This window comes from Ruegeria sp. CJ3, assembly GCF_056536725.1.
The window spans coordinates 20,486-41,845 of the sequence record NZ_JBQFQE010000010.1 but is presented as its reverse complement, the minus strand read 5'-3'; the positions used below and the strand labels follow the sequence as shown (position 1 = coordinate 41,845).

The window sequence follows — 21,360 nt, the reverse complement described above, 5'->3', positions numbered from 1 at the left end:
ATGAAGGTAAAATTTGTCGGTTGCGAAGCTTTGAACGTCACGCTCGATACCTACAAGAAATCTATTGGTGCGATAAGAGAAACCATGATCATGGTTGCTGACGGTAGGATGGACAATCCTGCGAAAATAGCCACGTCGAGTGACAAAGGCGATGTCACCATAAGCATGCTGGCCGCCGAGCTTGCACCTTATGTTTCTGCTTCAAAGTCATTCATCGAGCTAGGCGGGGAACACTACACAGGTAGTTTATCCTCGTTGTTGATCGTAGATCGAACCGAAGATGACTTTGTCACTTTCATGGACTGTGGGGCAGTCACCGCAATTCGCACTGGGATCATCAATACACTGTTGGCTTCGGCTACCCAACCCAAAGACCCCATGACATCAACTGTGATCGGATCTGGTGCCGTTGCAGAATCGACCATTGTGTCCCTTCTCCTGGACCAAACAACAATCAAGAAACTCTATATTATTAGCCAGCGAAAAAGAACGGAATTGCAAGCCTTTCTCGATGATCTATCTCGATTATTTCCCGCCACCAGCTTTGAGATTGTGGATACAGAAAGTGGCTTCGAGGACGCCGTGCGGGCGTCTGAATTCGTTTTCGGGTGCGCGGGCCATGGGCCGGAGCCTCTACAGGCTGACTGGCTAAAGCCTGGCTCGTCGGTGATAGCCGCGGGTGGCGGCATTAGCAAAAGTGTTTATGCCGCCAACTTCCCCATAGTCACAACGAACATTCCGCAAATGGGAATGTTCAAGGACGCAAGCGCAGCGGAGGGCATAAGTTTTGATATTCGCGGCGAGCTTGCCAATTACATTAGCGACGGTGGGTCCGGCCGGAAATCCCAGGAGGAAATCATCATAGGCTACAATACCGGAATCGCGGCGTCGGATTTACCGGTGGCCCGCATTCTACTTAGCTCGGCCGATCCCGAGCACGTCTTTGAATCTGAGAAGTTTCTCGGGGAAAGAGAAGACCTCAAACTGGTTCCGGTTAACTGAGATGGGGGAATTGCTCAAGCTACGAGATCTGTGGAAAGTTAACGACTTAGTCAGCTATTTTGAAACGCCTGATATGGGTTTAGGTGTACGCGCCAGCACTAACATCGACAGAGGTGTTTCCATCCTGCGCGACCCAGTTCGGACGTTCTCAGGCAAAGATGCGTCGCTGATCAGACAAACCTCCGCATACCATCTCTATTTTGTAGACAGGGGATCCTACAAATGTGGCACAAAAAACTCTCCGATACACGCCGCGATAGGCCCGATCTCAATCATCAACCACGATGCGAATCCAAACTCGGAATTGCGGTGGTGTAAAATCGGAAAGGTAGACGCTTATGTTGAACTTTTCAGCTCTAGGGAGATCTACGCTGGCGAAGAGCTCTTTATTTCTTACCACAACATTGACGAATACGAATTTTCCTAAACCCCGACACGTTTCGATGGGACATTAAAATGAAGACTGCACTTGATTCACTCATGCGCCCATCGGTTATTGAGTTTTCTCCCGGCTTGGTGTTGTGCCAATTTGACATCATGAAGCTCGTTCCCGCCTATGCCTTGGTTCGCAAAGCCCTCGAAACGGGAGCGCTCAAACCCAACGGCCTCGTAATCGAAAGCAGTTCTGGGACCTTTGGATTAGCTCTAGCTATCGTGTGCAAACACTTCGACGTCAATCTCAGCCTGGTAACCGGGCCACTTAGTCCGTCTGTTCGTTGGAGGTTAGAAAACCTCGACGTTGCTATTCAGATTCTCGAAAAGCCAACTGGGGAGGAGGGTGGTATTCAAGCTGATCGCAAGAAGGTTCTGCTCGATCTTCTAGACAAAAATCCCGACAGCTTCTGGCCTCAGCAACATACAAATCCTGACAATCCATTATCCTACAGCGGGGAAGTCGCCGACACAATCTTCGACGCCTCCGGACCGATTGACGTTCTTGTATGTTCCGTCGGTACGGGTGGGTCAATTTCTGGTCTTGGGTCGGCGCTTCGGCAAAAGAACACAGACGCTAAAATAGTAGCTGTAGACCACAATTCTTCTATTCTCTTCGGTCCAACTACCGGCCAAGTGAACCGTCTTTGCACAGATGCCTACAACGCCGTTCTGGGCATGGGGGCTGACGTTGTCGCTTCAAACTTACGACATAGTCTTGTCGATCAAGTCCACTGGGTGCCGATGTCAAATATGGTGCAAGCCGTGCACCGGTTGCACCGCGAAGCGGGTGTTTTAATCGGTCCTACTGGTGGAGCAACCTATCTTGTTGGATCTCACATCAAGTCGATAACCCCAAAGGCCAGAGTACTGTGCATCACTCCGGATCACGGGTTTAGATACGCAGATACGGTCTTCAATGTCGATTGGCTGGCTGAGTATTCTCAAGAAATACAATCGGCTAGCTTGGCTCCAATAGAAATCGAGCGCCCACAGGACGTGACTTCGGAATGGGTCTACATGGATTGGCATCGTCAATCCTACAAGGATGCACTGGGTCATGACCCTATCTCCCGAGGTGCCTCAGTTGCAGCATCCTCTGCAGACTAGTGAGACATATTTAGACCAATTGTCTTGGAACCGGCGAACGCAGGAATTGAAGTGGTGCTCATCCGATCCTCACATTCTTCCTATGGCAAGCGGAGAACACGACTTCGAGCCAGATGATGCTATTTTCAGGTACGTCAACGATGCAGTTTCCGAGAAAAGATCTGCATATGGGCCCACAGAAGGCTTCTATGAGGTCAAGGAAAAAATAGCTCGTTTGGAATCGCAGAGGGGAGGTAGACGTGTAGACGCAAACCAAATACATTTCATTCCTTCGATAAGCTTGGCATGCGCCTTGGTTACCGGGTTTCTCGCTTCGAAATGGATAGATCATTTCATCTTTCTCGGCGCACCCGTCTACCGCCCTCTTTTGGCTAGCATTCAATCTCATGGCGGAAGCTGCACTTACTTGGATTTCGGTTCAAGTTGGTTGGAACAATTGCGCGGCGAACTTGAGGCCAAAAGATGCTGTCTCTTTTTGGTAAACCCACATTCCCCTACCGGAAAAGCCTTATCCCGACTTGATGTCAATCAGATTGCGTCCTTGTGTGAACAGTCGGGTGCATTGCTACTTTCCGATGATGTGTATTCGGGGTTCTTAGAAGACCAACAATATACACCAGTTTATTCAGCAAGCGAATACACCGCCGCCAATTCCATCACCTTTTCCGGCTACGGCAAGTGTTTAAACGCAGCAGGCGTAACGGCATCTTTCATGATCTGTCATCCCCGGTTGAGCGCGGAAATAAATCGCTTTTACGGTGGCCCGATACTGATGACATCGACGTTCTCGCAACTCATGCTTTTCGGATGCGCTCATCAGATGTGTCGAATGCCTGATATTCGCAGGCGCGTCAACGATGGCTTGAGTCTGATCTACCCGGCGATGGACGCCAATCCGGCTTTAAACCCGCAGATGCCGGACGGCGGTATATTCTTGTGGTGTGGCGTAGACCCGGCGCATAACTCTGCCCGCGAATTTATGAAGGAATCCTACGGCATCGACGTACTAGGAGGCGAAGAATTTTATCCTCCTTCGCCAAATTTCTTCCGAATAACTTTCGGGTCCTACAAGACTGTTGTCGCCGAGGCTGCATCTAGAATTGCTCGTAATTCGGAATAGCAAACATCAGTGCTGATCCCCGCGCTGCAATTGACCATAAGGAGATCCCAAAAATGAACAAAAACAAAGAGCACTCTCTGCCAGCTTCGCAATTCTACGATGCCATGGCCGCGTACTACAAATTGATCGACGACGATTGGAACGGCTGGCTTGAAACGTCTAGGTACATGCTGACTCAGGTTTTTGACGAGTACGCGCCTAGGGCTACATCCATTCTTGATTGTGCCGCTGGAATAGGAACACAGGCGCTCCTTCTTGCCGAAATGGGTTACGAGGTTACTGCTACAGATGTTTCGGAATCTGCTCTCGAAGTACTTTCTAAAGAAGCGAATTCAAAAGGGTTGGCGATTCCAAATTTCCCATGCTCGTGGAACGAGTTGCCGCGCGCATTAAACCAGCAAAAGTACGACACTGTAATTTGTTTTGAGAACTCGTTGGCACATCTATTGACAAATGCCGATCTACATTTCGCTGTCAAAAACATGGCAGAGTGCCTTCGAGCTGGCGGTCATCTCTTCTTTAGCATGAGGCACTATGACGAGTTAAAACCCTTAAAGCCAACCGGCAGCCCCCAGAACTGGTCGCCTGAAATGAACTACTATCAAACTTGGGAATGGATCGACGACGAGGTATACAAAGCAACATGGCATGTCAACGGCATAAACCAAGGACCTGTATTGATGCGTGCGATCACGGAAAATGAGCTGTTGTCAGTGTTTCAATCACTTGGGATGGATGTCACAGTGCGAGATGACATCTACTACATGAAAATTTTTATTGTCAGAAAACCAATATACTAGTGAACTTCTCATTTTCCGCGGGTTTTTGTTTCTTTTTCGGAGAGTCCCTTAAAGTGCGGGGCAATCAGGTCGCCATTTACGTTTTTTCGTGAGGTTCAGACCGGGATACCACTGCTCGATTTTGCACCAAAGCGTTCCATTGAGGGTACGCGTACGCGTTCCCGGAGTCTGCTCCACGATTGAGACCCGAGAATAAGAAAAGGTTCTGGACATGGATGCACATTGTAAAAAAACGCAAACGGGCCAGGATCAATGTTATAGCTGGGCCGACTTGCTGCAATGCCAATCAAGTTCAGCGCCGAACGCTCACATTGTACCATCGGCGTTGAACGTGATACTTCACCAGGAACCAGACAGCTGCTAATGGAAGCAGCGTCAGGATACAGATTCCAACAAGGCTGGCGAGAAGTTCCGAATAGGGTAGTATGGCGCTCCTCACGGCAATTCCGATCTGGGTTAAAACGCCCACCGCAATAAGCAACAGGAATAGATTGAGTACCAGTCTTCTCAGCGGCGGTCGGCGCAGGACGGCACCGCACGCTGAGCAACCGCGATAGCCGCCTTTGATTTCGGTTCCACAAAATCCACAATTCAATGCCATGTTTTTTTCCTATGCTCGTTGGGTTGTAATCACTTCTGCCGCAATACCCGGACGGCAACCGGTCGCCTCTGATCACCTGTCTTCCGAAACTGGATAATGACGTCAATCATCGAGCGGCAGTATTCAAGGATCTCTGAATAGGTCAGGCCGGTATCCGCCTGAAGAACCATCAGGGCCAGGCGCGATAGTGCGGCTTCCGGTGATGCCGCGTGAAGCGTGGAAATCCCGCCCGGATGACCTGAGTTGATGGCAGACAGAAAGTCATAGGCTTCCGCGCCGCGCAGCTCACCCATGATGATCCGCTCCGGCCGGAATCGCAGGCACGCTTTCAGTAGGTCGCTGCTTGATGCGTTCTTGTTCACCACCAAAGACACCGCATTGGGCTGGCTGGGTCGGATCTCCAGCACATCCTCAATGGTCATGATCCGCTCTGAGGGATCGACTTCGCCAAGACAGGCGCGCAACCAGGTCGTCTTGCCCGAGGATGTACCCCCCGACAAAAGGATGTTCCATTTGGCCTTTACGGCCGCGCGCAGGAAATCCCCAAAAACGTTGTTCTCGTATGCCTCGAACACGGCCGCATCCGCAGGATCAACGCCGGATTTCAGATCATCCATGTTGGCGTCCAGATTCGGCAAACCCAGCATCAGATCATCGAGCGAAAGTTGCTTTGCCACCGCTCGACGCAAAGCAAACGCTACGCCAGCCTCAACGGCAGGTTTGACCGCGACCTGCGCCCGCCACAATGACCCGTCGATTTCAAACTGCGACCCGGCAAGCGGTGTTTTTTCAGAAATGGGATTACTGCCCGCAAGGTCATGTGCAAGCGCCTCCGCATCATCCTCGCCCATGGGCTCGTCCAGCAGGCGCATGGCGGGCTCACCGCTGCGCTCGATCCAGATTTTGCCATCCGGATTCAGGACGATTTCAGACAAAAGGGGATCGGAGAGCAACTGCTCCCCGAACACCCGATTCAACGTGCTTTCCAGATGGCGGCTCATCGGCTGATACCCCGATCACCTTTAGCGCGTTCTTCTCGCTCCCGACGCCGTTGCTCTTGCACCACAGGATCACGGTCAATCTGTCGATCGAGGTTTTTCACATCCCAAGCCGTGCGGGTGACATTGACGCGCTCTGGCTCGTCGGTCTCAGGGTTCCGGCGTGACCGGGTGACTTCCTCTTTGCCTGCTTTGACGAACGTGGCGGAGTCACCGATCGAAATGTTGTTCCGCGCCATCTGGTCTTGCAGGGCGGTGCCCCAGATCCGTTCCGGCTCGTCTTTGCCCTCGACCTTCATATCGACATAGAACGACTTGCTGTTCGGATCGTCGGGGCGCACCAGAGCCTCTTTGGCATCGACGATGACACCTGTGACGCCGGTTTCAACAGAGACCTCCTGCCGGACAGTACGGTCCTGCTGGCCTTTTTCTTCCGGCCTGTCTTGGGGTGCATCCCTTTTGATACGTGCGGCCTCTTGCTGTGGTTCAAGCCCGCGTTGTTCCTCACGCGGCGCACGCTCGATGTCAGATGCTTTCCAGGCGCGCCGGTTTGCCTCAATGGTTTTCTCTTCGCCGGTCTCGGGATCTATCTTGCTGACCGTCACCCTCTTGTAGCCGTCATGCGCAAGCGTGGCCGTGTCACCGACTGACAAGTTGTCACGCTGCATCAGGTCGGGCAGATCGACACCCCAGACGCGGAACGGCTTGTCGCGACCCTCCACCTTCAGATCGACGTATGGCGACATGCTGTCTTTCTCGTCTTCCTTAAAGAGCGCGTCACCGGTCCCGATAATTTGACCGCGTACACCCACGTCCAGATCGGGACGCCGCGGCGCTGATCCAGCGGCGCGGGTATCGGTTCTTTCGCCAGACCGCGCCGGGCCCGAGCGTGCTTCGCCCTCACCGCGATCGTGCGCGCGGCCTGTGATCTTCTCCTGCAGGCGATTTGAGACATCCAACGGGTTTTCTTTCTTGTAGCTGGGATCATCCAGTTTCCGCTGATCCTGACGTTCCAGCTCGGAGACAATGGCCTCGTTGACCCGCCCTTTCAGGTACTCTTCTCCCCTACCCTCGGAGAATGCATGATTGATCGAGCGGATTTCGGCGCGTGCATCGCGGTAGATCTCAGAAGCATCTTTATACGCGGCCTTCATGTCGATCCGCGCCTGGTTCTCGCTGAGCGAATGCGCGTTCGCCAAGGTCTTAACATCTCGATCAAACCAGTTTTCGCGGGTCTGCTTGTCCACGTCGGCGCCATTGCGGATGCGCGAAAGAACCAGGTCGCCATTGATACCCATGGCTTCGAACCGCCCGGCCACCTTCCTGTCGGCATCCTTCAGCACAGCATTGGTGGCAGCAGCGCGCGGATCGTTTGCATCGGCTCGCGCCCTACCCTGTGAGCCTGCACGCTCTTGCCCGATGGGCTGAGTGCGCGTTGGATCTGTTGCATCCCGTTCAACTGCCCGGCGCTGGCGCGTCGGATCAACGTCATCGCGGCCAACCTCGATATCATCGTCCCGCTCCAGCCGCTTGCCAAAGAACATCCTGGTCTCGTCATCCATCAGCGGCTCATAGTCCCGCAGGACACGCGAAATCGCGGCCTCTGTCTGACCGCGTTTGTCCTCGTCTTCCATGGCCTCGGCCTTGGCGTCCATCCTCGTGATAAACTCACGGACATCAGTTCCAATGGCCTTCATCTCACCATCAATGGCCGGGGCTCGGGCCGGGTCCATCTGGTTGGCGACTTGCGTATTCATGTCGATTTCCTCTTTCTCAAGAACCCCGTCCGGCAACAGGATTGCAGCTGCGCCGAGTACAGCTTTGCTAAAGGTCCCAAGGGTCTCGGCACGCCCTGGGTATGCTGTTGTGAAAATCCCCTGCGAGACCCTGGCCTGATGTGACCGGAGGGTATCGCCCAGGGCGAAATATTCTGCGTTGCGCTGGTCTTTGAGCGATTGAAGTAGTTCCGGTGCAATCGGCGTCCGTCGGCCCCGACCATGATAAGGAAAGCCGGTGCGTGTCTCGGGGGCTGGTCGTTCGCGCAAGTCCCGGCCGTTGCGACGCGCGTGGATGCGGGCGCTGCTTTCATATTCCGGGGCAAGATTCCGGCTAAAGCGGCTGGTTGGGTTCAGAACAATTCCGACATCACGGGCAGTTTCCGCCTGCAGGTCGCGCAGCTCCTGCATGGTGATCCCAAAGCGCCCGAGATGTAGCGTCTTGCCGTCCTGGGCTGCGCGGTTGATGATCAGATGTGTATGCGGATAGTTCGTGTCCCTATGGTGGGCCATGGCGAATTTGTACTGCCCGCCATACTCTCCACCCGTCAGGCGATGTGCAAAGGTTTCAGCGGCCGCTTCTGCCGCATAGTGATCCGTGTCCTTCGGGTATGAAACAATAACATGGTAGGTATAGCTGGTGGTGCGCGCATCCATCCGTTGCCAGTCCTGAGCCCAGTCTTTTTGAATGGCTTTCAGCGCATCCATGCCATCCAGCAGTTCGCCTGTTTCGCCCCGTTCCGTAGTGATTGTGCCCTGCCGGGAAATATAGGCCAGCTGACCGCCCAACCGACCCGCAGAAGTCACACCACCGCTCGGCACGACTTTCACCACAGCCTTTTGCGTCAGCAGTGAGTTTGCAATGATGCCCGCTGGACCACCGGACAGGCTTTTGGTGGGCCTGGACGACTTCCGGCCGCCGGTGCCCTGCTGCGCGCCGGGCCGGGGTTTAAGGCTCGGCACCAATTGGAACTCTCCAAAAAGCGCATCCCAGGCGGGATCATAAGAGGCGATGAGACTGGTCATGGTGCAGTCCCAATATCAGGGCCAGCTGGGTCCGTTATCGCACCCGATTCACAGCAGGCTACAAAAAAGAGACGTCGCAAATGATCGGGTTTGGTTGCAAACCTGCTTATATGAAAGAGGTTTCCTGAACGCGGTACCCGATTGATAATCAGGTCTGAGTGCATCCGCCCGGTATCGTGGTGATGCACCAGAATAAATTCGTAACACCCGCCGAAACCACCACCAGTCAACTCGCGTGCAAAGTTCTGAGCGGCCACACTGGCAGCAAAAGGATCTGCATCAATCGGGTATCTGAGGTGAATGTGATAGGTAAATCTCGTTGCAGTCGTTTGCGCGTGCTTCCAGCTCGTTGCCCAAAGACGGGCACGCTCACGCAGCGCGTCCTTGCCACGATATGTCTGAAAGGTATCGCTGCAAAGGAACTCTCTGGCTTCGCTCTCAACAAATCTAAACAGCAACCCGAATAGACCGCGAGCGGATCTGACGCCTCCCCTGGCTATTACAGAGAGGGTCAACCCATATTCATGAAGGAATTTTGATGAGGCTGGCTCGATTTCGGAAAGCTTCCGTTCAAGGTTCGGCTCAGGTTCTTTGGCCTGGTCCAACACCCCAAAAAGCTGATCGCAAGCCGGATCGTAAGCGTCGATAAAACTGCTCATTTCTTTTGCTCCAACAAGGCTCGAACCTTTGGCGATGTGCGATGAGCGCGTGCTTCTTCGGCTTTTCTTTCCAGTTCCAGTGCCTCTGTCAGAGACCGGGTCTTTGCCACTTTGATGTAGTGTTCAATCAATCCCCGCAGTTCGTGGATCTCTTCGTCCATTTGGATCATCAGATCCTCGGTGCGTTTGTTCAGTCGGAATTTCCCGGCATTCGCCGCTTTGGCCATCTGGTTGAGATTGCCAGCCATGCCGCGCACTTGAATGAGATGTTGTTGGAGCTGAAGCAGCCGCTGCTCTTGAAGATTGGGAATACCAAGGGCCATCCGAATACAAACACGTACTAGCCCGGTCACGCTTCGAAGCTGCATGATCTTCCGACGTTCCTTTAGAAACGCCAGTTCGTCCTCGTCGAAACGCATAGTTGTAGTGACAGATTTGGGTACGCCTGACGGCATCGGGGCGGTTCTCCACGATCAGAAATCGTGCGAGGCCCCGGCAGACCGCGCGTATGTAGATTCATTTGTAAGTTGAATAAGTAGCCGACTGCAAGTCCTTAATTTGTCGATAGCACAAACTACAAAATCCCGCAAAGTATGCGTAGGATGCAGCCGATCCGTAGCGAGAGGCACCACCGTTTACCGCTTGCCGTCCATCACCAGCCGCTTGGCATCCGGCTCACATCAAACGCCTTTTCTCGGCCGCCAGTTGGCTCGTTAACATACACATGTGCCATCTCGCACCGACCCGCTGCCATAAGCCATTTGCCCGAATGTCGTTGACCAGTTGGCGTGTTGCAAATGTCTGAACCAAAACCCTTTTGGCTTTCATGAGGATCGACGGTTGATGATTGCTTAGAAAAGCAATAGCATTATTTTCAGCGCGGGTGCCGGATCGCGCGATAACTAGAAATCGCAAGCCCGGTTTTGGCACACCGCTGAGCGGCGTGACTTTCGGGCGCAGACCCGGAGACCAAATTGAAAATCTATGCAGCCGTAGACTCCAAGGGCGGAGCTGGAAAATCTTCCATGCTCGTCGCCTTCGCTTCCGCATTGCACCACCAGGGCAAACGTGTCCGTATCCTCGATCTGGATTCACAGGGTACACTCTCGGAATGGTTGAACCCCAGGAACGGACTGGAGCCGATTCCAACCGATGAGCTTCTGATCGAGGCGGGGCAATTTGCCAAAGAAGATGCAGAGAATGCGAAACTGGCTTATGCCCACATTCTTGAGGCAGAAAAGGCGGGGGGCTTTGACTATCTGCTGATCGACACCAAAGGCGAACCCAGCATGACCGCCGCGATGGCGATGGCTGTGGCCGACATGGTGCTGTGCCCGTCTGACGGCTCATCGGCAGAGTATAATCCGATCATGGTCACATACAGATCGTGCGAAGTTGCATTGAAGCAGATTGGCAGCGCGGCAGACCCTAAGGACAAATTCCGCATTGTGTTCACCCGGCAATCCATCGCGCAGTCAGCCGGCATCCAGAAAGGTAAGCAGGCGCTGGAAAAGCAGTTTACCTGCATTGGTGGCATTGCCGACTCTGCCGCAATGGACGACGCGTTGCGGACGGGAACCACAATCGGGCGTTTGATGCGCTTTGCCGAAGAGGCTGCGGAACACGCGGAAACGCAAACGGCCAGGTCGAATGCGCGGCGCATGGCGGATCGCTGCAACAAGGCGCTGAGCAATGCCGGCTATGTGCTCAACGCCATAAAGGAAAGCGAGGTGCATCATGTCGCGGCCTAAGAGCATAGATAGCCTGCTGGCGGGCTCCGCGTCGGAGATCGCGCCGACGGTGACGGATGTGAGCAAGCGGGAACAAACCGAACCTGCAGCCGAGCCAAAGCCCGAGCCCGCCGGACCGGCAAGGACTGAGCCGGTAGTAGAAATGGAACCAACCGCAAAACCTAGAAGGTCTAAATCGGTCATCACAGCACCAGAGCACGAGGCACCCGTCCGGTCTGAAGAGTTGGGCGCGGCAGGGCAACCGATCAGGGTTCAGATATCCACTTCAGATGGCAGCGAGACTGCCGCCGCGCTGGAAGAGGTTCGCAGCAACATACCTGCCGCCTTCCAGAAGAACTTTAACCTTGGAGCATTTTTCAAAGAGGTCTTGCGGGGCAACGACGCCGAAATCGCAGCCTTGATCCGAGCCCACCTGAATGGGGGAGCACAATGAGCAAGCGCAAAAAAACTACGAATGAAGTCAGGAACATCGTTCGTACTCCGATCCGATTTCAGATTTCGGCCCTTGAAGGCGGTGACGTCGAAAAGGAAATACTCGACCTGCTGGAAGATGTTCCACCTGCATTGCGAGCAAGTGTGAACGTCGGAAGGTTGTTCCGGCAAGTGATGTTGGAGAACGACAAAGAAATCGCCAAAATGATCCGCACGACGATAAAGGATCCAACACTGCATTGAACCTGTTTCGGTCTGTTGGCGCAAAGCCTTATCGTCACGCTGGCGGCAGGGGTAGCGCTGGCCGAGGGTTACCTACAGACTGACGCTGAGATTTTTAGTGTCTCTGCTTACAGCCTGCTTCGGTCAGGTCAATTTCACCCAAGGTTGAAATTGACCTCACTGGATAACCCTCGGCCCCGCCAGCGGAGGAGCCGTTTCAAAACTCTTGGGTCTGTGCTTGTTGTGAGGATTGAGCAAGCCAAGGAAAGACGAAGTTGACTCCCACTGTTGTAGCTCTGGTTTCCATTCTGCGTGGGCCTCGCGCTTGACGTTCTGGCCACCGCAGTTCGAGCAATGGACCGTAAAGGGGCGCTCATGCGCCACCCCCTTTCAATTCGGCCATTTTCTCGGTCAGCGTCCAAAGGGCGCGGTTCAGCGTCTTGTTTTGGTCGATCCCGGCAACAGCGCGGGTCCGCTGACGGCGGGTCCGACCATCGGCTGTCCGGACGCGTCCGCAAATCCCGCCTCGGATGACATTCTCCTGAACCACGTTGAACGCAGTCCACAGATCAGCGGCACGGTCGGCGTTTCGGCGCGTGCTGAGCAACCGTGTCGCATCAATCGGCGCGGGTTTTCTGTCGTCTTTATCAGCATCGGGAAAACGCAGTTGGTGTGCGGCTTCGGCCAAAATCTTCCGTTCAGCGTCGTTCACGGTGATGGCCTTGAAGTCTTGCACCTGCTCCGTGATCTCTTCGGCATCATCCAGAACAGTAAACGCGCCCTCGATGACTTCGGACACAGCATTTCCTGAGTGCCGTACTTTCACCTCGTTAAAGGTATCGCCCACCATCAGGCCATTTGCGCAGACAAACCGGAAATAGCCGGGGATCATCTGATAGCTGCTGGTCCCGTCATTGGCATTGACCAAAACAATTTCGAAGGACTCGCCGTCACTATTGGTGATCGAACGATGACGAAGCCGCAGCATGTGCTTGGTGAACGCGGCCTTGCCCGGAACACGGGTGTTCGCCTGCTGGGCAAAGAACGGGTCAAACCCCTCTTTCCGCAGCCCGTCCAGAACGTTCACGGTCGGAACCGGCACAAAGCGCTCAGAGCGGCTTTCGTGACCTTCGGTTGCAAAAATTGACGGGACAGCTTGGTGCAGCTGGTCGTTGGTCAGCGCCTCCCCTGTTACCAGTCCGCCGCATGAAATGCCCCGCATATAACGATTGTAAATCATCTGAAAACTCCTCTGTGGCGAAGCGAGTACCGATGCTCCCCGGCCTATCCGCTTGTGGTTTGGTTTGTTCCATCGGGTCACGGAAACGACCCGATGGCCTGAACATCAGTCACCCTCGCCCACCCGCGTTTTTCCCGGCGAAGGAGGGGGGCCGATGGAAAAGATCCGGATTTGATCAGAGGACTGGGGGTCAGGCTGAAAAACGGAAGGTTTGCGCGCATTGCGCGTGAAAGCCGTTTTCCTGCTTGAGGCGCATGGGACAGAGAAATGTGAGCCGCGCCCTGGCGTGGGTCTCTCTTTGCGCCTTCCCCTTGGACCGGATCAGATACGAGAGCTTTTCGGCCCCCTGACGTTCGGGAAAACAAGCACCGCAGACCGCTCGTCGGTCTGCGCTTTGCTCGATGTCTATCGAGCGTGGTCCTTGCAAAAGGCAAAGCGAACGGGCGTCACCCGAAGGGCCGAAACGGACTTGACCAGGCGACTTGCGGCCGCGGTGAAAGCTGGCTCGGTTGAGACAGGTTTCACAACACCCGGGCCGCAGGGAGAATGGGCATGTGTGGTTCGGGGTGTAGGCCGGCAAGGCCGGCTGGAGCCTAGCACGCGGTCACGCGCTTAAAGCGCGGGATTTGCCCACTACCAATATGTCAGGTATGTGGACCAAAGCTGACATGGAAGTGTTTTCCTTGCTATGCATTTCAAAAGGAATTGCCCAAAGGCTACAACGATGCCGGCACCACTCGGACGAATAGTGATCTATACTAAGAAAATCGAGCAAATGGTCGAGTTTTATGCTGAGCATTTTGGCTTTTCAGTTTCTCGTGCCGAAGGCGACCGCATTACCGAGTTAAAGCCACAAGCCGCTGGTTCTACGATACTTTTGCACCCTGCTTCAGCCAAACAAAAAGAAGGACAAGTTCTTGTGAAACTTGTGTTTGACGTGAAGGACGTCGCGGCCTTTTGCGAAGCCGCCAGTAGAAATGGTTTGACGTTCGGCAAGATTCATCAGGCTGATGGCTACGTTTTTGCCAACACCAAGGACCCTTCGGGAAATTCAGTTCAAGTGTCCAGCAGAGCGTTTGCACAGAGGTAGTTTGGGCTCAATCCAGACCTTTGTGTCGGCTCAACCAGACGGCGCCTGTAGTGATGCGGCAGATCCGCGACCGTACTGGAGCCGGAGCACAGGAAAGGGCGACTTGTGCCGCCCTGCCCTCAGGTTATTCGGTCACGCCGTCCTCGTCATTCCGTTTTGGGAAAGCCACCATTTCAACGCTGGGGAACATGCTGTGTTTGACGGTGATCGACTTGATTTCGCCGGAAACGTCGTCGGTGTTTACAAAGAGAACCCCGCAGCGGTCCCAGTAATTCGTGCCATCTTTTTCGCCGGCTTTGACGTTCAGCTTCAGAGTTTGAGTTGCCATTGTTAGATCCTCGCTTTTGAGTGTTTCGATGAACATGGCTTTTGCGGGCACGAAGGGGATGTCAGCGGCTAATTTGTTTCGCGATGCAAAGCCGGGCTTGCCCGGCTGCGGAAAATAGCCGTTGAAGCTGCTGATCTGTTGCCAGATCAGCAGCGCCAAACCCGACTGCTCGCATATGTTCATCTTGAAGAAACACGGGGAGCGAGGATCTTCATGGCAACGGGTTGAAGACTGTCAGACCGGATTAGTGGCACGAACTATTGGGAACGATGCGCGCGAAAGGCTAGAACACCGATCCACTTCTGATGGCGGCGAAACCAAGTCGATCTATCACATTCTCATAGTTCAGATCCGCGAGTTGGTGGCCTTCCCGAATTGGAATGACATTTAGGAGAATGGCACCGCGCGTGGTGGCGCAGGTCGCCCTTTTCTATAAGCGGAGGCGAAGGGTTGTGTTTGTCCTGGCAACACGGTTCGGGGATGCTCCGGCCGCAGTGACGGCCGTCACAGCGAAGCGACCAGTCGGGCCGGCACATGGGGCAACGGCCCCAGGTGCCAAGCGACACCAGAGGAACATCGACGCTAGCGCAGTGGCAAAAGAATGACCCGACGATGCGGGCCACCAGTTTAACCGAAGGAAAGTCTCAAGGTATTGAAGTCAGGCTAACGCTTACGCGCGCGATCGACAACGCCGTCATGCGTGATGGCCGCAATGCGGTCGTCGGTACGTCGGGACATTTCGACCCCGTCGCCGGTCATCATGGCCTCTGCGTGCGGTGTCCATTTGAAAATGCTGCCATCCGCTTCAACATGGGTTTCATCCTCGGCGGACCGGCGTTTGATCGACCCGTCATGCCGGATTTCAATGATCGTGTTGTCAGCCATGCGGACGGTCACTGAATGATCGTCCATCGCAACACCCTGCCACCATTTGTCCGCATCACGGCGCACAACGATCCGGCTGGGATGCAGCTTGATTTGCACATCCTGGGTGTCTTCAGCATCAGCGGCCTTGACGACAACAATGGCCTCCTGCTCGGTGACATCACCATGCAGAGATGCGCTGCCGTTCTTCGGCGGCCAAAGTTTCGGCTCCTCGCGTTTGCGCTTTTTCTGGTCCTTGTGGAACGCGATATACATCTGCGCAGATTTCCACACGCGGCGGATTGCGCTCTCTGTGACGGTTGGCGTGGTGACTTTGGTCATGTTTGCCAGTCCTCATGGATCAGGTTTTCAACCCGACGAAACTCTTTGACGTTGTTGGTGATGAGCGTCAGGGATCGCGAAACCGCCTGCCCTGCAATCAACAAATCATACGCCCCTATCGGCGTGCCTTTTTTGTTCAGATCAGCGCGGATCAGGCCAGCGGCTTTCGCATCGGCGGCTGACAGGTCAAGCACTTCAAACCTGAGCGCATCCACACGCGCCACATTCTCAGCAACCTTCGCGCTTTTGTATGCGCCCCAATAGAGTTCATACATGACGACAGAGGGAACGCCGAAATCGCTAGGCACATGCTCAGACAATCGGTCAATCAGACTGCTATTGGCCGCGATGATCCCAATGACGGCGTTGGTGTCGAGCAAGAACCTCACTTGAACACATCCAGTTCCGGGCGGTCCTGCGGCGGCACATCTTCCTCGGCAGCCCGCGCGGCATCCTCATCGAGCGGACCCAGCTTGTGCAGCTCGTCCAACCACTCCCAATCGTTTTCGATGGGTTCAAGAATGACCTTCGAGCCTTCGGCCCTGATCCGCACTTCATCGGTCTTGAACCGGAATTCTTTCGGCAACCGAACCGCCTGAGACCGGCCGGTCATGAACACTTTTGCAACCGCTGTATCTGGCATTGTCACCTTCACTTGATATCTATCATTAATATATATTATCTTACCGCTCCATTCAAGGCAAAGCTGCCTGAAGCCCACCTCTATCGGCTGTTTTCCGTGTTCGTTTTCAACCCATTATCGCCTGCAGAAAAGTCATCGGTGTGGCGGGGCGCTTGCGCGCCCCGCCTGCGGTTTTTAGGCCATGCCCTCGGGCACCCATGTGGCGATCCGCTTCTCGACCGCTTTGCTCAGCTTCATCGCCTCGCGGGTCTCAGGCTCATTGAACAGCGCATGCAGCTTCTTGCGCTTGTCGCCAACCTTAAGGCTTTCGAAGGTGTTCACCTGATAGTTGCCAGCCTTCAAACCCAGCACGGTTTTCCAGGTGTCGTTGAGGTAAGGCCCTGCGATGCGGCTAAAGAAGTTGTCGAAAGTTGGCGTCCAGACCGCGCGAATGTCGGTCTTGACCTCTTTGTCGATCAGGGCTTTCAGTGTCTTGTCGCCGCCGCTGAGAAGCGCCGCCAGATGCCGGATCAACTCAGACTGTACGTGGTCGTCACCCTTCTTGCGGAACTTGCGGAATTCCTTCGCCAAATCGCGGTCAAAAGCATCACCGTCCCATTCGGTCGGTGTGGTCAAGCGCCCATCCAGTGCGTAGCCGCTGGCCTCGGTGGTCGGCCAGTTCGGTACAGCGCTTGCGTTCAGACCGATGGGATTACCGTATTTCGCCCCACCTGAAACCTGAAAGGCCAGAAGGGCAAGGATCAGATCGGGGTTGTTGACCGCCGCATGTTGCCGTGCGCCCGTGACAACCCGTTTCAGATCATCGACAAGAGCCTGTGACATGCGCGGTTTACTGGATGTGTCGGCGCTGCTGTCGGATTTTTTGTGCTTCGACACGGCCAACACACCGACGGCAATCGCCGCCTCTTTGTCCTCGGGCTTGACCAGTCCTTCGACAACACTCAACTCGCCCGAATTGCTGACATGCAGGATGATCCCGGCGCAGTCTTTTTGAACGTCCCTATATTCTCCATCAAGAATGGTTTGCAGCGCCTGCAACTCAGCCTCGCCTGCCTCGTCCAACACTTCCGCCTCTGCAAGCTCGGCCAGTTCGTCATAACGCTCGGCCTGTTCCTCGGTCAGGTCTCCTTGCTCGGCATAGATGCGGGCGCATTTCATCTGGTCGATATCGTAGCCGCCAAAGTAGCTGGCATCGACAACCTCAGCCCATTTCCAACCTTGTTCCTGCCGGATCGTGCGCGCGGCCACTGCCAGCTTGTCGGCGAAACATTGGTCAAGGATTGCCTCATCGTCCAGCAGGGTCTTATCGGCAAAGAGGTCGCCAGACACTCGGCCACCGGCCTCCTTGTAGGCATCCAGACCGACATACTTTGCCCGCCGATCCGACGCGCTGACCGCATCCGGTTTCAGCATGTTCTTGATCTGGTATTCCGACAGGTGGCCTTTCCGGGCCTGTTCCAGCACTTGCAAAATCAGGTCGGCATCGTCGCAGATCGTAAACGCAGCAGCTTCGCCAAGGTTGATTTCGGTGGCAGCAAGTGCGTCGATCACTTGTTCCGGCAGGCCCGCCAGTTTCAGGCGCTTGTAAACATGCCCTTCGGTCACAGCAAAGGCGCGCGCGATGCCAGCGGCAGGCGCACCGGCCTTGTCCATCTTACCATAGGCGCGGATTTCCTCGGCGGGGGTCAGGTTCTTACGGGTGATGTTCTCCGCAGTCGCCCATGTCTGCGCCGTTTCGACATCCGGCGCGATCATCACCAGCGGGTTCGCCAGTTCGGGGCGGATGCTGGCAAGGTTGTCGTGTTTCTGAGCCAGATATTGCAACGCGCGCAGGCGACGCCCACCGGCCACGATTTCAGCACCGCCCTTGTCGTCGGCCAGACCGGCGATGCTCTGGATCAGGCCAACAGTCCAGATGGACTCCGCCAATTCAACTACCTCGGCCTCTGATACGGTCTGACGCGGGTTGATCGGGGAAAGTGTCAGCGAAGCCAGTGGAAAGCGGGCTTCGGTTGCGGTGATATTGGTTTGCTTAGTCATAGGGGTAACCCTTTTCTCATGGTGAAGTTTCGTGGTAAGGGTGCCCTACCCCTGTTGGGGTAGAGCGAGGCCGCTTAGGCGGCGGCGTGTTTCTTCAAGAAGGCGCGGGCGATCTTGGTCGAAAGGCTGCCCTTCTTGAGGTTCTTCCAAGCCAACTGACGTTGACGCTCAAGGGTGTATGGGTTCATGTTCTCACCTCCTTTCCTGCGCGGGTTGCGCATCCAGCCCCGACCGCATGGCCGGGACCGAACTCAATAATCGCTGGGGAAAAGAATGGTCAGGACGCGGCGCGTCTTGCTCAAATCGGTGGGGGCCGGTGTCCCGTACTGATAGGTCTCATCGTACAGATCGATTTTGAACCAGACTTTGCGACCCATGATGTCCATGAACCCCATCTCATGGGTGCCGTGGGGATCGTTGTCCTCGGTGAAATCGTCATAGGTGGCGATTTGGGCCAGACAGGCCGCGACAAAGATTGGACCCATGTTGTCGATGGCGGTTGTTTGAACAATCATTCCCTCGCCGCCTTCCGGTTGACGCTTACGGAAAGCGTCATTCTGCTGAGCGATAGGGGCATAATCGACCTGACCGGGCTCAACGGTCTGTTGTGTGGTTGCAGCCATTCTTGGCCTCTCTTTCGTGGTGATGCGGTGGCCGATCTGCGCCCGGCCTCACCGCCCTTGTTTCGGTTTGTTCCATCGGGTCACGGAAACGACCCGATGGCCTGAACATCAGCCACCCGCACCCCACCGCGTTTTTCCCGGCGAAGGAGGGGGGCCGATGGAAAAGATCCGGATCTGATCTGAGGACTGGGGGTCAGGCTGAAATCGGGCAAATTTTGGAGGGGCCCGCGCGCGCGTGGGAGGAACCGGGATTTTCGCGATTTCTGCTTGAGGCGTACAAAAAAGAGAAATGCGAGCCGCGCCTAGCGCGGGTCTCTCTTTGCGCCTTCCCCCTGGACCGGATCAGATACGAGAGCTTTTCGGCCCCGCAACGCTCGGGAAAACAAGCGCAGCAGACCGCCCCGCGGTCTGCGATCACAGTAAGTGTAATGCCAGGGCCGGGGTGAGCGCGCGAGGCGCGTCGATCCCCAGCCCTGTCTACCGGATCATGTGAGCCGCGCGCCGCGCGCGGATCTCACAGGTCTCTGCGAACAGCAGCAGCTCGCTGCTCAGTCGCAAAAAAGCCAAGTCGTTTTGGAAAAACCTTCACGCCGCCACAAGGCAATTTGCATCGCTCTTGCACCAAAGGAGCGCCTTGAAGGCAATAGGATAGTACATAATGGCAAACAGTTCGGCCAAGCCAGTCGTCGAACACCTTGTGACTTACAAATTTGGAGAACTCACATGAATTTCATACAGCTGATTGTCGGCATTTTGCTCGGGGCCCGCCGGATCTATGGATCTCGCCCATTCAACCAAATGCCCATCGGCTTCCATTACTTGATGACACCTTGCGTAGGCCTAATTGTGTTTCTCCTGACCACAATGTTTGGCAGCACGTTCGCTGCATACGCAAAACTTCTGCAAACACAGGATCTAGACAGCTTTCTTACGCCCCAGGGGATAGCAGCCACGATCTTAGTGGGTATTTTGGGTGCTCTTACATTCGGATATAGCCTGACGTTTGCCAGACACTGGAAGGTGTTGATTGACCACGGATTGAACAGACCAGGTCGGGAAGTAAGTTCTCAAGCCGCAGGGAGAGACGAAGGGTTCCAATAGATGTTCGATCGCCCGGGAGTCGAAGCGGTTAAGCTGCTGTTTAGAAACCATTGAGCAATCCGTTCGCACTAAACGAAAACTCTTCTTCTTTTCCAACAATGACATGATCATGAATGAGAATACCCATGGTATCGCAGGCGTCTTTAATTCGCTCTGTCATAGTTATATCCGATTTGCTTGGCGTTGGATCACCAGAAGGATGATTGTGTACCAGAATGAGCGAGCTCGCGTTTAACTCCAACGCACGTTTGACAACCTCTCGCGGATAGACCGGCACGTGATCCACTGTTCCCCTTGCCTGTTCATCATCAGATATTAGGACGTTCTTTCGATCCAGGTACAAAACACGGAACTGTTCGACCTCTCGATGTGCCATGGCTGTTCGACAGTATGTCACCAGGGCCTCCCACGACGACACAACATCTCTCTGCATGACCTTGGCCTGAGCCATTCTGTGTCCGAACGCTTCCACAACCCTGAGATGGTAGAAAACCCAATCATTGGCCCCTTCCACTTTTAAAATTCGGTGCTTTGATGCGGCGATGACCCCATTTAAGTCGCCGAACTCCGCGAGTAACCTCTTTGCCAGTGGTTTCACGTCGATCCTTGGAATTGCGTTAAACAGCAGCAGCTCCAACAACTCGTACTCCGGCATGGGCGCATGTCCGCCATTCAAGAAGCGGGTACGCAATCGTTCTCGGTGCCCCCAATAATGAGGCCGCTTGGCCCCGTCATCACCTCTGACAAATCCACCACCAGCCGCGTTCTCGTGGGACAGTCGATCTCGACTTACATAAGGCGGAGAAAACGCAGGTTCGGTGATGGTACCAGGTGGCGGAATCCGCGTGTTCAACTCCTCCAGACCTCGCAATTCTTCCTCCGAAAAACCGCTTTGTCCGTCATACTTGACCAGTTTGCCGTATCGGTTTCGGTCACCAGCAATGACCCGTTTTACATGATTGACCAATTGGTTTTTCATTACCGCATCCAAGACACTTGTTTGTGTCACAAACATGCGAAATTTTTGGTTAATGATCCGTAAATTTAGCCTCTGGGTCACAGGTGTATTGCCGGGGTCGCTTCCGTGAGCCGCTTCTCGTTACACCCCCGGTGAAACGCATGACTTGCCCACGATCGCGTTATGTCAATTGGTCGAAGGGT

At 54.7% G+C, this 21,360-nt stretch carries 21 protein-coding genes; 9 read left to right on the top strand and 12 right to left on the bottom strand.

All coding sequences use genetic code 11. The features are described 5' to 3' along the window. From ACR0J1_RS16280 to ACR0J1_RS16260, 5 genes are read left to right on the top strand one after another with little or no spacing between them, the layout of a single operon-like run. On the top strand, nucleotides 1-1,002 hold the full coding sequence (locus ACR0J1_RS16280) for a hypothetical protein (RefSeq protein WP_480733616.1): 1,002 nt from the start codon (nucleotides 1-3) through the stop codon (nucleotides 1,000-1,002). A 1-nt stretch (nucleotide 1,003) separates the two neighbouring features. After that, nucleotides 1,004-1,429 carry an SET domain-containing protein gene (locus ACR0J1_RS16275; RefSeq protein WP_480733617.1) on the top strand — a complete coding sequence of 142 codons (426 nt, stop codon included), beginning with the start codon at nucleotides 1,004-1,006 and terminating at the stop codon, nucleotides 1,427-1,429. Between the two features lie 29 nt (nucleotides 1,430-1,458). Beyond that, the gene (locus tag ACR0J1_RS16270; protein WP_480733618.1) at nucleotides 1,459-2,544 is read left to right on the top strand and encodes a pyridoxal-phosphate dependent enzyme; all 1,086 of its coding nucleotides are present in this window, start codon (nucleotides 1,459-1,461) and stop codon (nucleotides 2,542-2,544) included. Further along, complete coding sequence (locus tag ACR0J1_RS16265; RefSeq protein WP_480733619.1) at nucleotides 2,495-3,664, top strand: pyridoxal phosphate-dependent aminotransferase; 1,170 nt, start codon at nucleotides 2,495-2,497, stop codon at nucleotides 3,662-3,664. The genes ACR0J1_RS16270 and ACR0J1_RS16265 overlap by 50 nt, the downstream gene beginning before the upstream one ends. Before the next feature lie 53 nt (nucleotides 3,665-3,717). Continuing rightward, on the top strand, nucleotides 3,718-4,464 hold the full coding sequence (locus tag ACR0J1_RS16260; protein ID WP_480733620.1) for a class I SAM-dependent methyltransferase: 747 nt from the start codon (nucleotides 3,718-3,720) through the stop codon (nucleotides 4,462-4,464). 630 nt (nucleotides 4,465-5,094) lie between these two features. Here the strand turns inward: ACR0J1_RS16260 and ACR0J1_RS16255 are convergent. From ACR0J1_RS16255 to mobC, 4 genes are read right to left on the bottom strand one after another with little or no spacing between them, the layout of a single operon-like run. Beyond that, on the bottom strand, nucleotides 5,095-6,066 hold the full coding sequence (locus ACR0J1_RS16255) for an ATPase, T2SS/T4P/T4SS family (RefSeq protein ID WP_480733621.1): 972 nt from the start codon (nucleotides 6,064-6,066) through the stop codon (nucleotides 5,095-5,097). After that, the gene (locus ACR0J1_RS16250; RefSeq protein ID WP_480733622.1) at nucleotides 6,063-8,864 is read right to left on the bottom strand and encodes a relaxase/mobilization nuclease domain-containing protein; all 2,802 of its coding nucleotides are present in this window, start codon (nucleotides 8,862-8,864) and stop codon (nucleotides 6,063-6,065) included. The genes ACR0J1_RS16255 and ACR0J1_RS16250 overlap by 4 nt, the downstream gene beginning before the upstream one ends. Then, nucleotides 8,861-9,523: a relaxase/mobilization nuclease domain-containing protein gene (locus tag ACR0J1_RS16245; protein WP_480733623.1), complete on the bottom strand. Its 663-nt coding sequence runs from the start codon at nucleotides 9,521-9,523 to the stop codon at nucleotides 8,861-8,863. Before ACR0J1_RS16245 ends, ACR0J1_RS16250 begins: the two co-directional genes overlap by 4 nt. Beyond that, on the bottom strand, nucleotides 9,520-9,942 hold the full coding sequence (gene mobC, locus ACR0J1_RS16240; RefSeq protein WP_480733624.1) for a plasmid mobilization relaxosome protein MobC: 423 nt from the start codon (nucleotides 9,940-9,942) through the stop codon (nucleotides 9,520-9,522). The genes ACR0J1_RS16245 and mobC overlap by 4 nt, the downstream gene beginning before the upstream one ends. 555 nt (nucleotides 9,943-10,497) lie before the next feature. Here mobC and ACR0J1_RS16235 point away from each other — a divergent pair. The 3 genes from ACR0J1_RS16235 to ACR0J1_RS16225 are packed head-to-tail and all read left to right on the top strand — an operon-like array spanning nucleotide 10,498 to nucleotide 11,949. Next, nucleotides 10,498-11,274 carry an AAA family ATPase gene (locus ACR0J1_RS16235; RefSeq protein ID WP_480733625.1) on the top strand — a complete coding sequence of 259 codons (777 nt, stop codon included), beginning with the start codon at nucleotides 10,498-10,500 and terminating at the stop codon, nucleotides 11,272-11,274. Next, nucleotides 11,261-11,707, top strand: coding sequence for a hypothetical protein (locus ACR0J1_RS16230; RefSeq protein ID WP_480733626.1), 447 nt, complete (start codon nucleotides 11,261-11,263; stop codon nucleotides 11,705-11,707). The genes ACR0J1_RS16235 and ACR0J1_RS16230 overlap by 14 nt, the downstream gene beginning before the upstream one ends. Beyond that, the gene (locus ACR0J1_RS16225) at nucleotides 11,704-11,949 is read left to right on the top strand and encodes a hypothetical protein (RefSeq protein ID WP_480733627.1); all 246 of its coding nucleotides are present in this window, start codon (nucleotides 11,704-11,706) and stop codon (nucleotides 11,947-11,949) included. Before ACR0J1_RS16230 ends, ACR0J1_RS16225 begins: the two co-directional genes overlap by 4 nt. Before the next feature lie 352 nt (nucleotides 11,950-12,301). Here ACR0J1_RS16225 and ACR0J1_RS16220 read toward each other — a convergent pair whose 3' ends face one another. Beyond that, nucleotides 12,302-13,168: a DUF932 domain-containing protein gene (locus tag ACR0J1_RS16220; protein WP_480733628.1), complete on the bottom strand. Its 867-nt coding sequence runs from the start codon at nucleotides 13,166-13,168 to the stop codon at nucleotides 12,302-12,304. Nucleotides 13,169-13,916: 748 nt separating this feature from the next. On the opposite strand from ACR0J1_RS16220, the gene ACR0J1_RS16215 reads away from it, so the two are divergent. Continuing rightward, complete coding sequence (locus ACR0J1_RS16215) at nucleotides 13,917-14,258, top strand: VOC family protein (protein ID WP_480734666.1); 342 nt, start codon at nucleotides 13,917-13,919, stop codon at nucleotides 14,256-14,258. 124 nt (nucleotides 14,259-14,382) lie between these two features. Here ACR0J1_RS16215 and ACR0J1_RS16210 read toward each other — a convergent pair whose 3' ends face one another. From ACR0J1_RS16210 to radC, 7 genes are all read right to left on the bottom strand, one after another. Further along, a complete protein-coding gene (locus ACR0J1_RS16210) occupies nucleotides 14,383-14,745 on the bottom strand; it encodes a hypothetical protein (RefSeq protein ID WP_480733630.1) in 363 nt (120 codons plus the stop codon). Nucleotides 14,746-15,249: 504 nt separating this feature from the next. Further along, the gene (locus tag ACR0J1_RS16205; RefSeq protein WP_480733631.1) at nucleotides 15,250-15,792 is read right to left on the bottom strand and encodes a hypothetical protein; all 543 of its coding nucleotides are present in this window, start codon (nucleotides 15,790-15,792) and stop codon (nucleotides 15,250-15,252) included. After that, on the bottom strand, nucleotides 15,789-16,181 hold the full coding sequence (locus ACR0J1_RS16200; protein ID WP_480733632.1) for a PIN domain-containing protein: 393 nt from the start codon (nucleotides 16,179-16,181) through the stop codon (nucleotides 15,789-15,791). The genes ACR0J1_RS16205 and ACR0J1_RS16200 overlap by 4 nt, the downstream gene beginning before the upstream one ends. Beyond that, nucleotides 16,178-16,435 carry an antitoxin gene (locus ACR0J1_RS16195; RefSeq protein WP_480457392.1) on the bottom strand — a complete coding sequence of 86 codons (258 nt, stop codon included), beginning with the start codon at nucleotides 16,433-16,435 and terminating at the stop codon, nucleotides 16,178-16,180. Before ACR0J1_RS16195 ends, ACR0J1_RS16200 begins: the two co-directional genes overlap by 4 nt. Nucleotides 16,436-16,609: 174 nt before the next feature. Next, nucleotides 16,610-18,475, bottom strand: a complete 1,866-nt coding sequence (locus ACR0J1_RS16190) for a ParB/RepB/Spo0J family partition protein (protein ID WP_480733633.1) — start codon at nucleotides 18,473-18,475, stop codon at nucleotides 16,610-16,612. A 251-nt stretch (nucleotides 18,476-18,726) separates the two neighbouring features. Further along, nucleotides 18,727-19,098 carry a DUF3768 domain-containing protein gene (locus ACR0J1_RS16185; protein ID WP_480733634.1) on the bottom strand — a complete coding sequence of 124 codons (372 nt, stop codon included), beginning with the start codon at nucleotides 19,096-19,098 and terminating at the stop codon, nucleotides 18,727-18,729. Nucleotides 19,099-20,239: 1,141 nt separating this feature from the next. After that, the gene (gene radC / locus ACR0J1_RS16180; RefSeq protein ID WP_480733635.1) at nucleotides 20,240-21,178 is read right to left on the bottom strand and encodes a RadC family protein; all 939 of its coding nucleotides are present in this window, start codon (nucleotides 21,176-21,178) and stop codon (nucleotides 20,240-20,242) included. Nucleotides 21,179-21,360 lie beyond the last annotated feature (182 nt).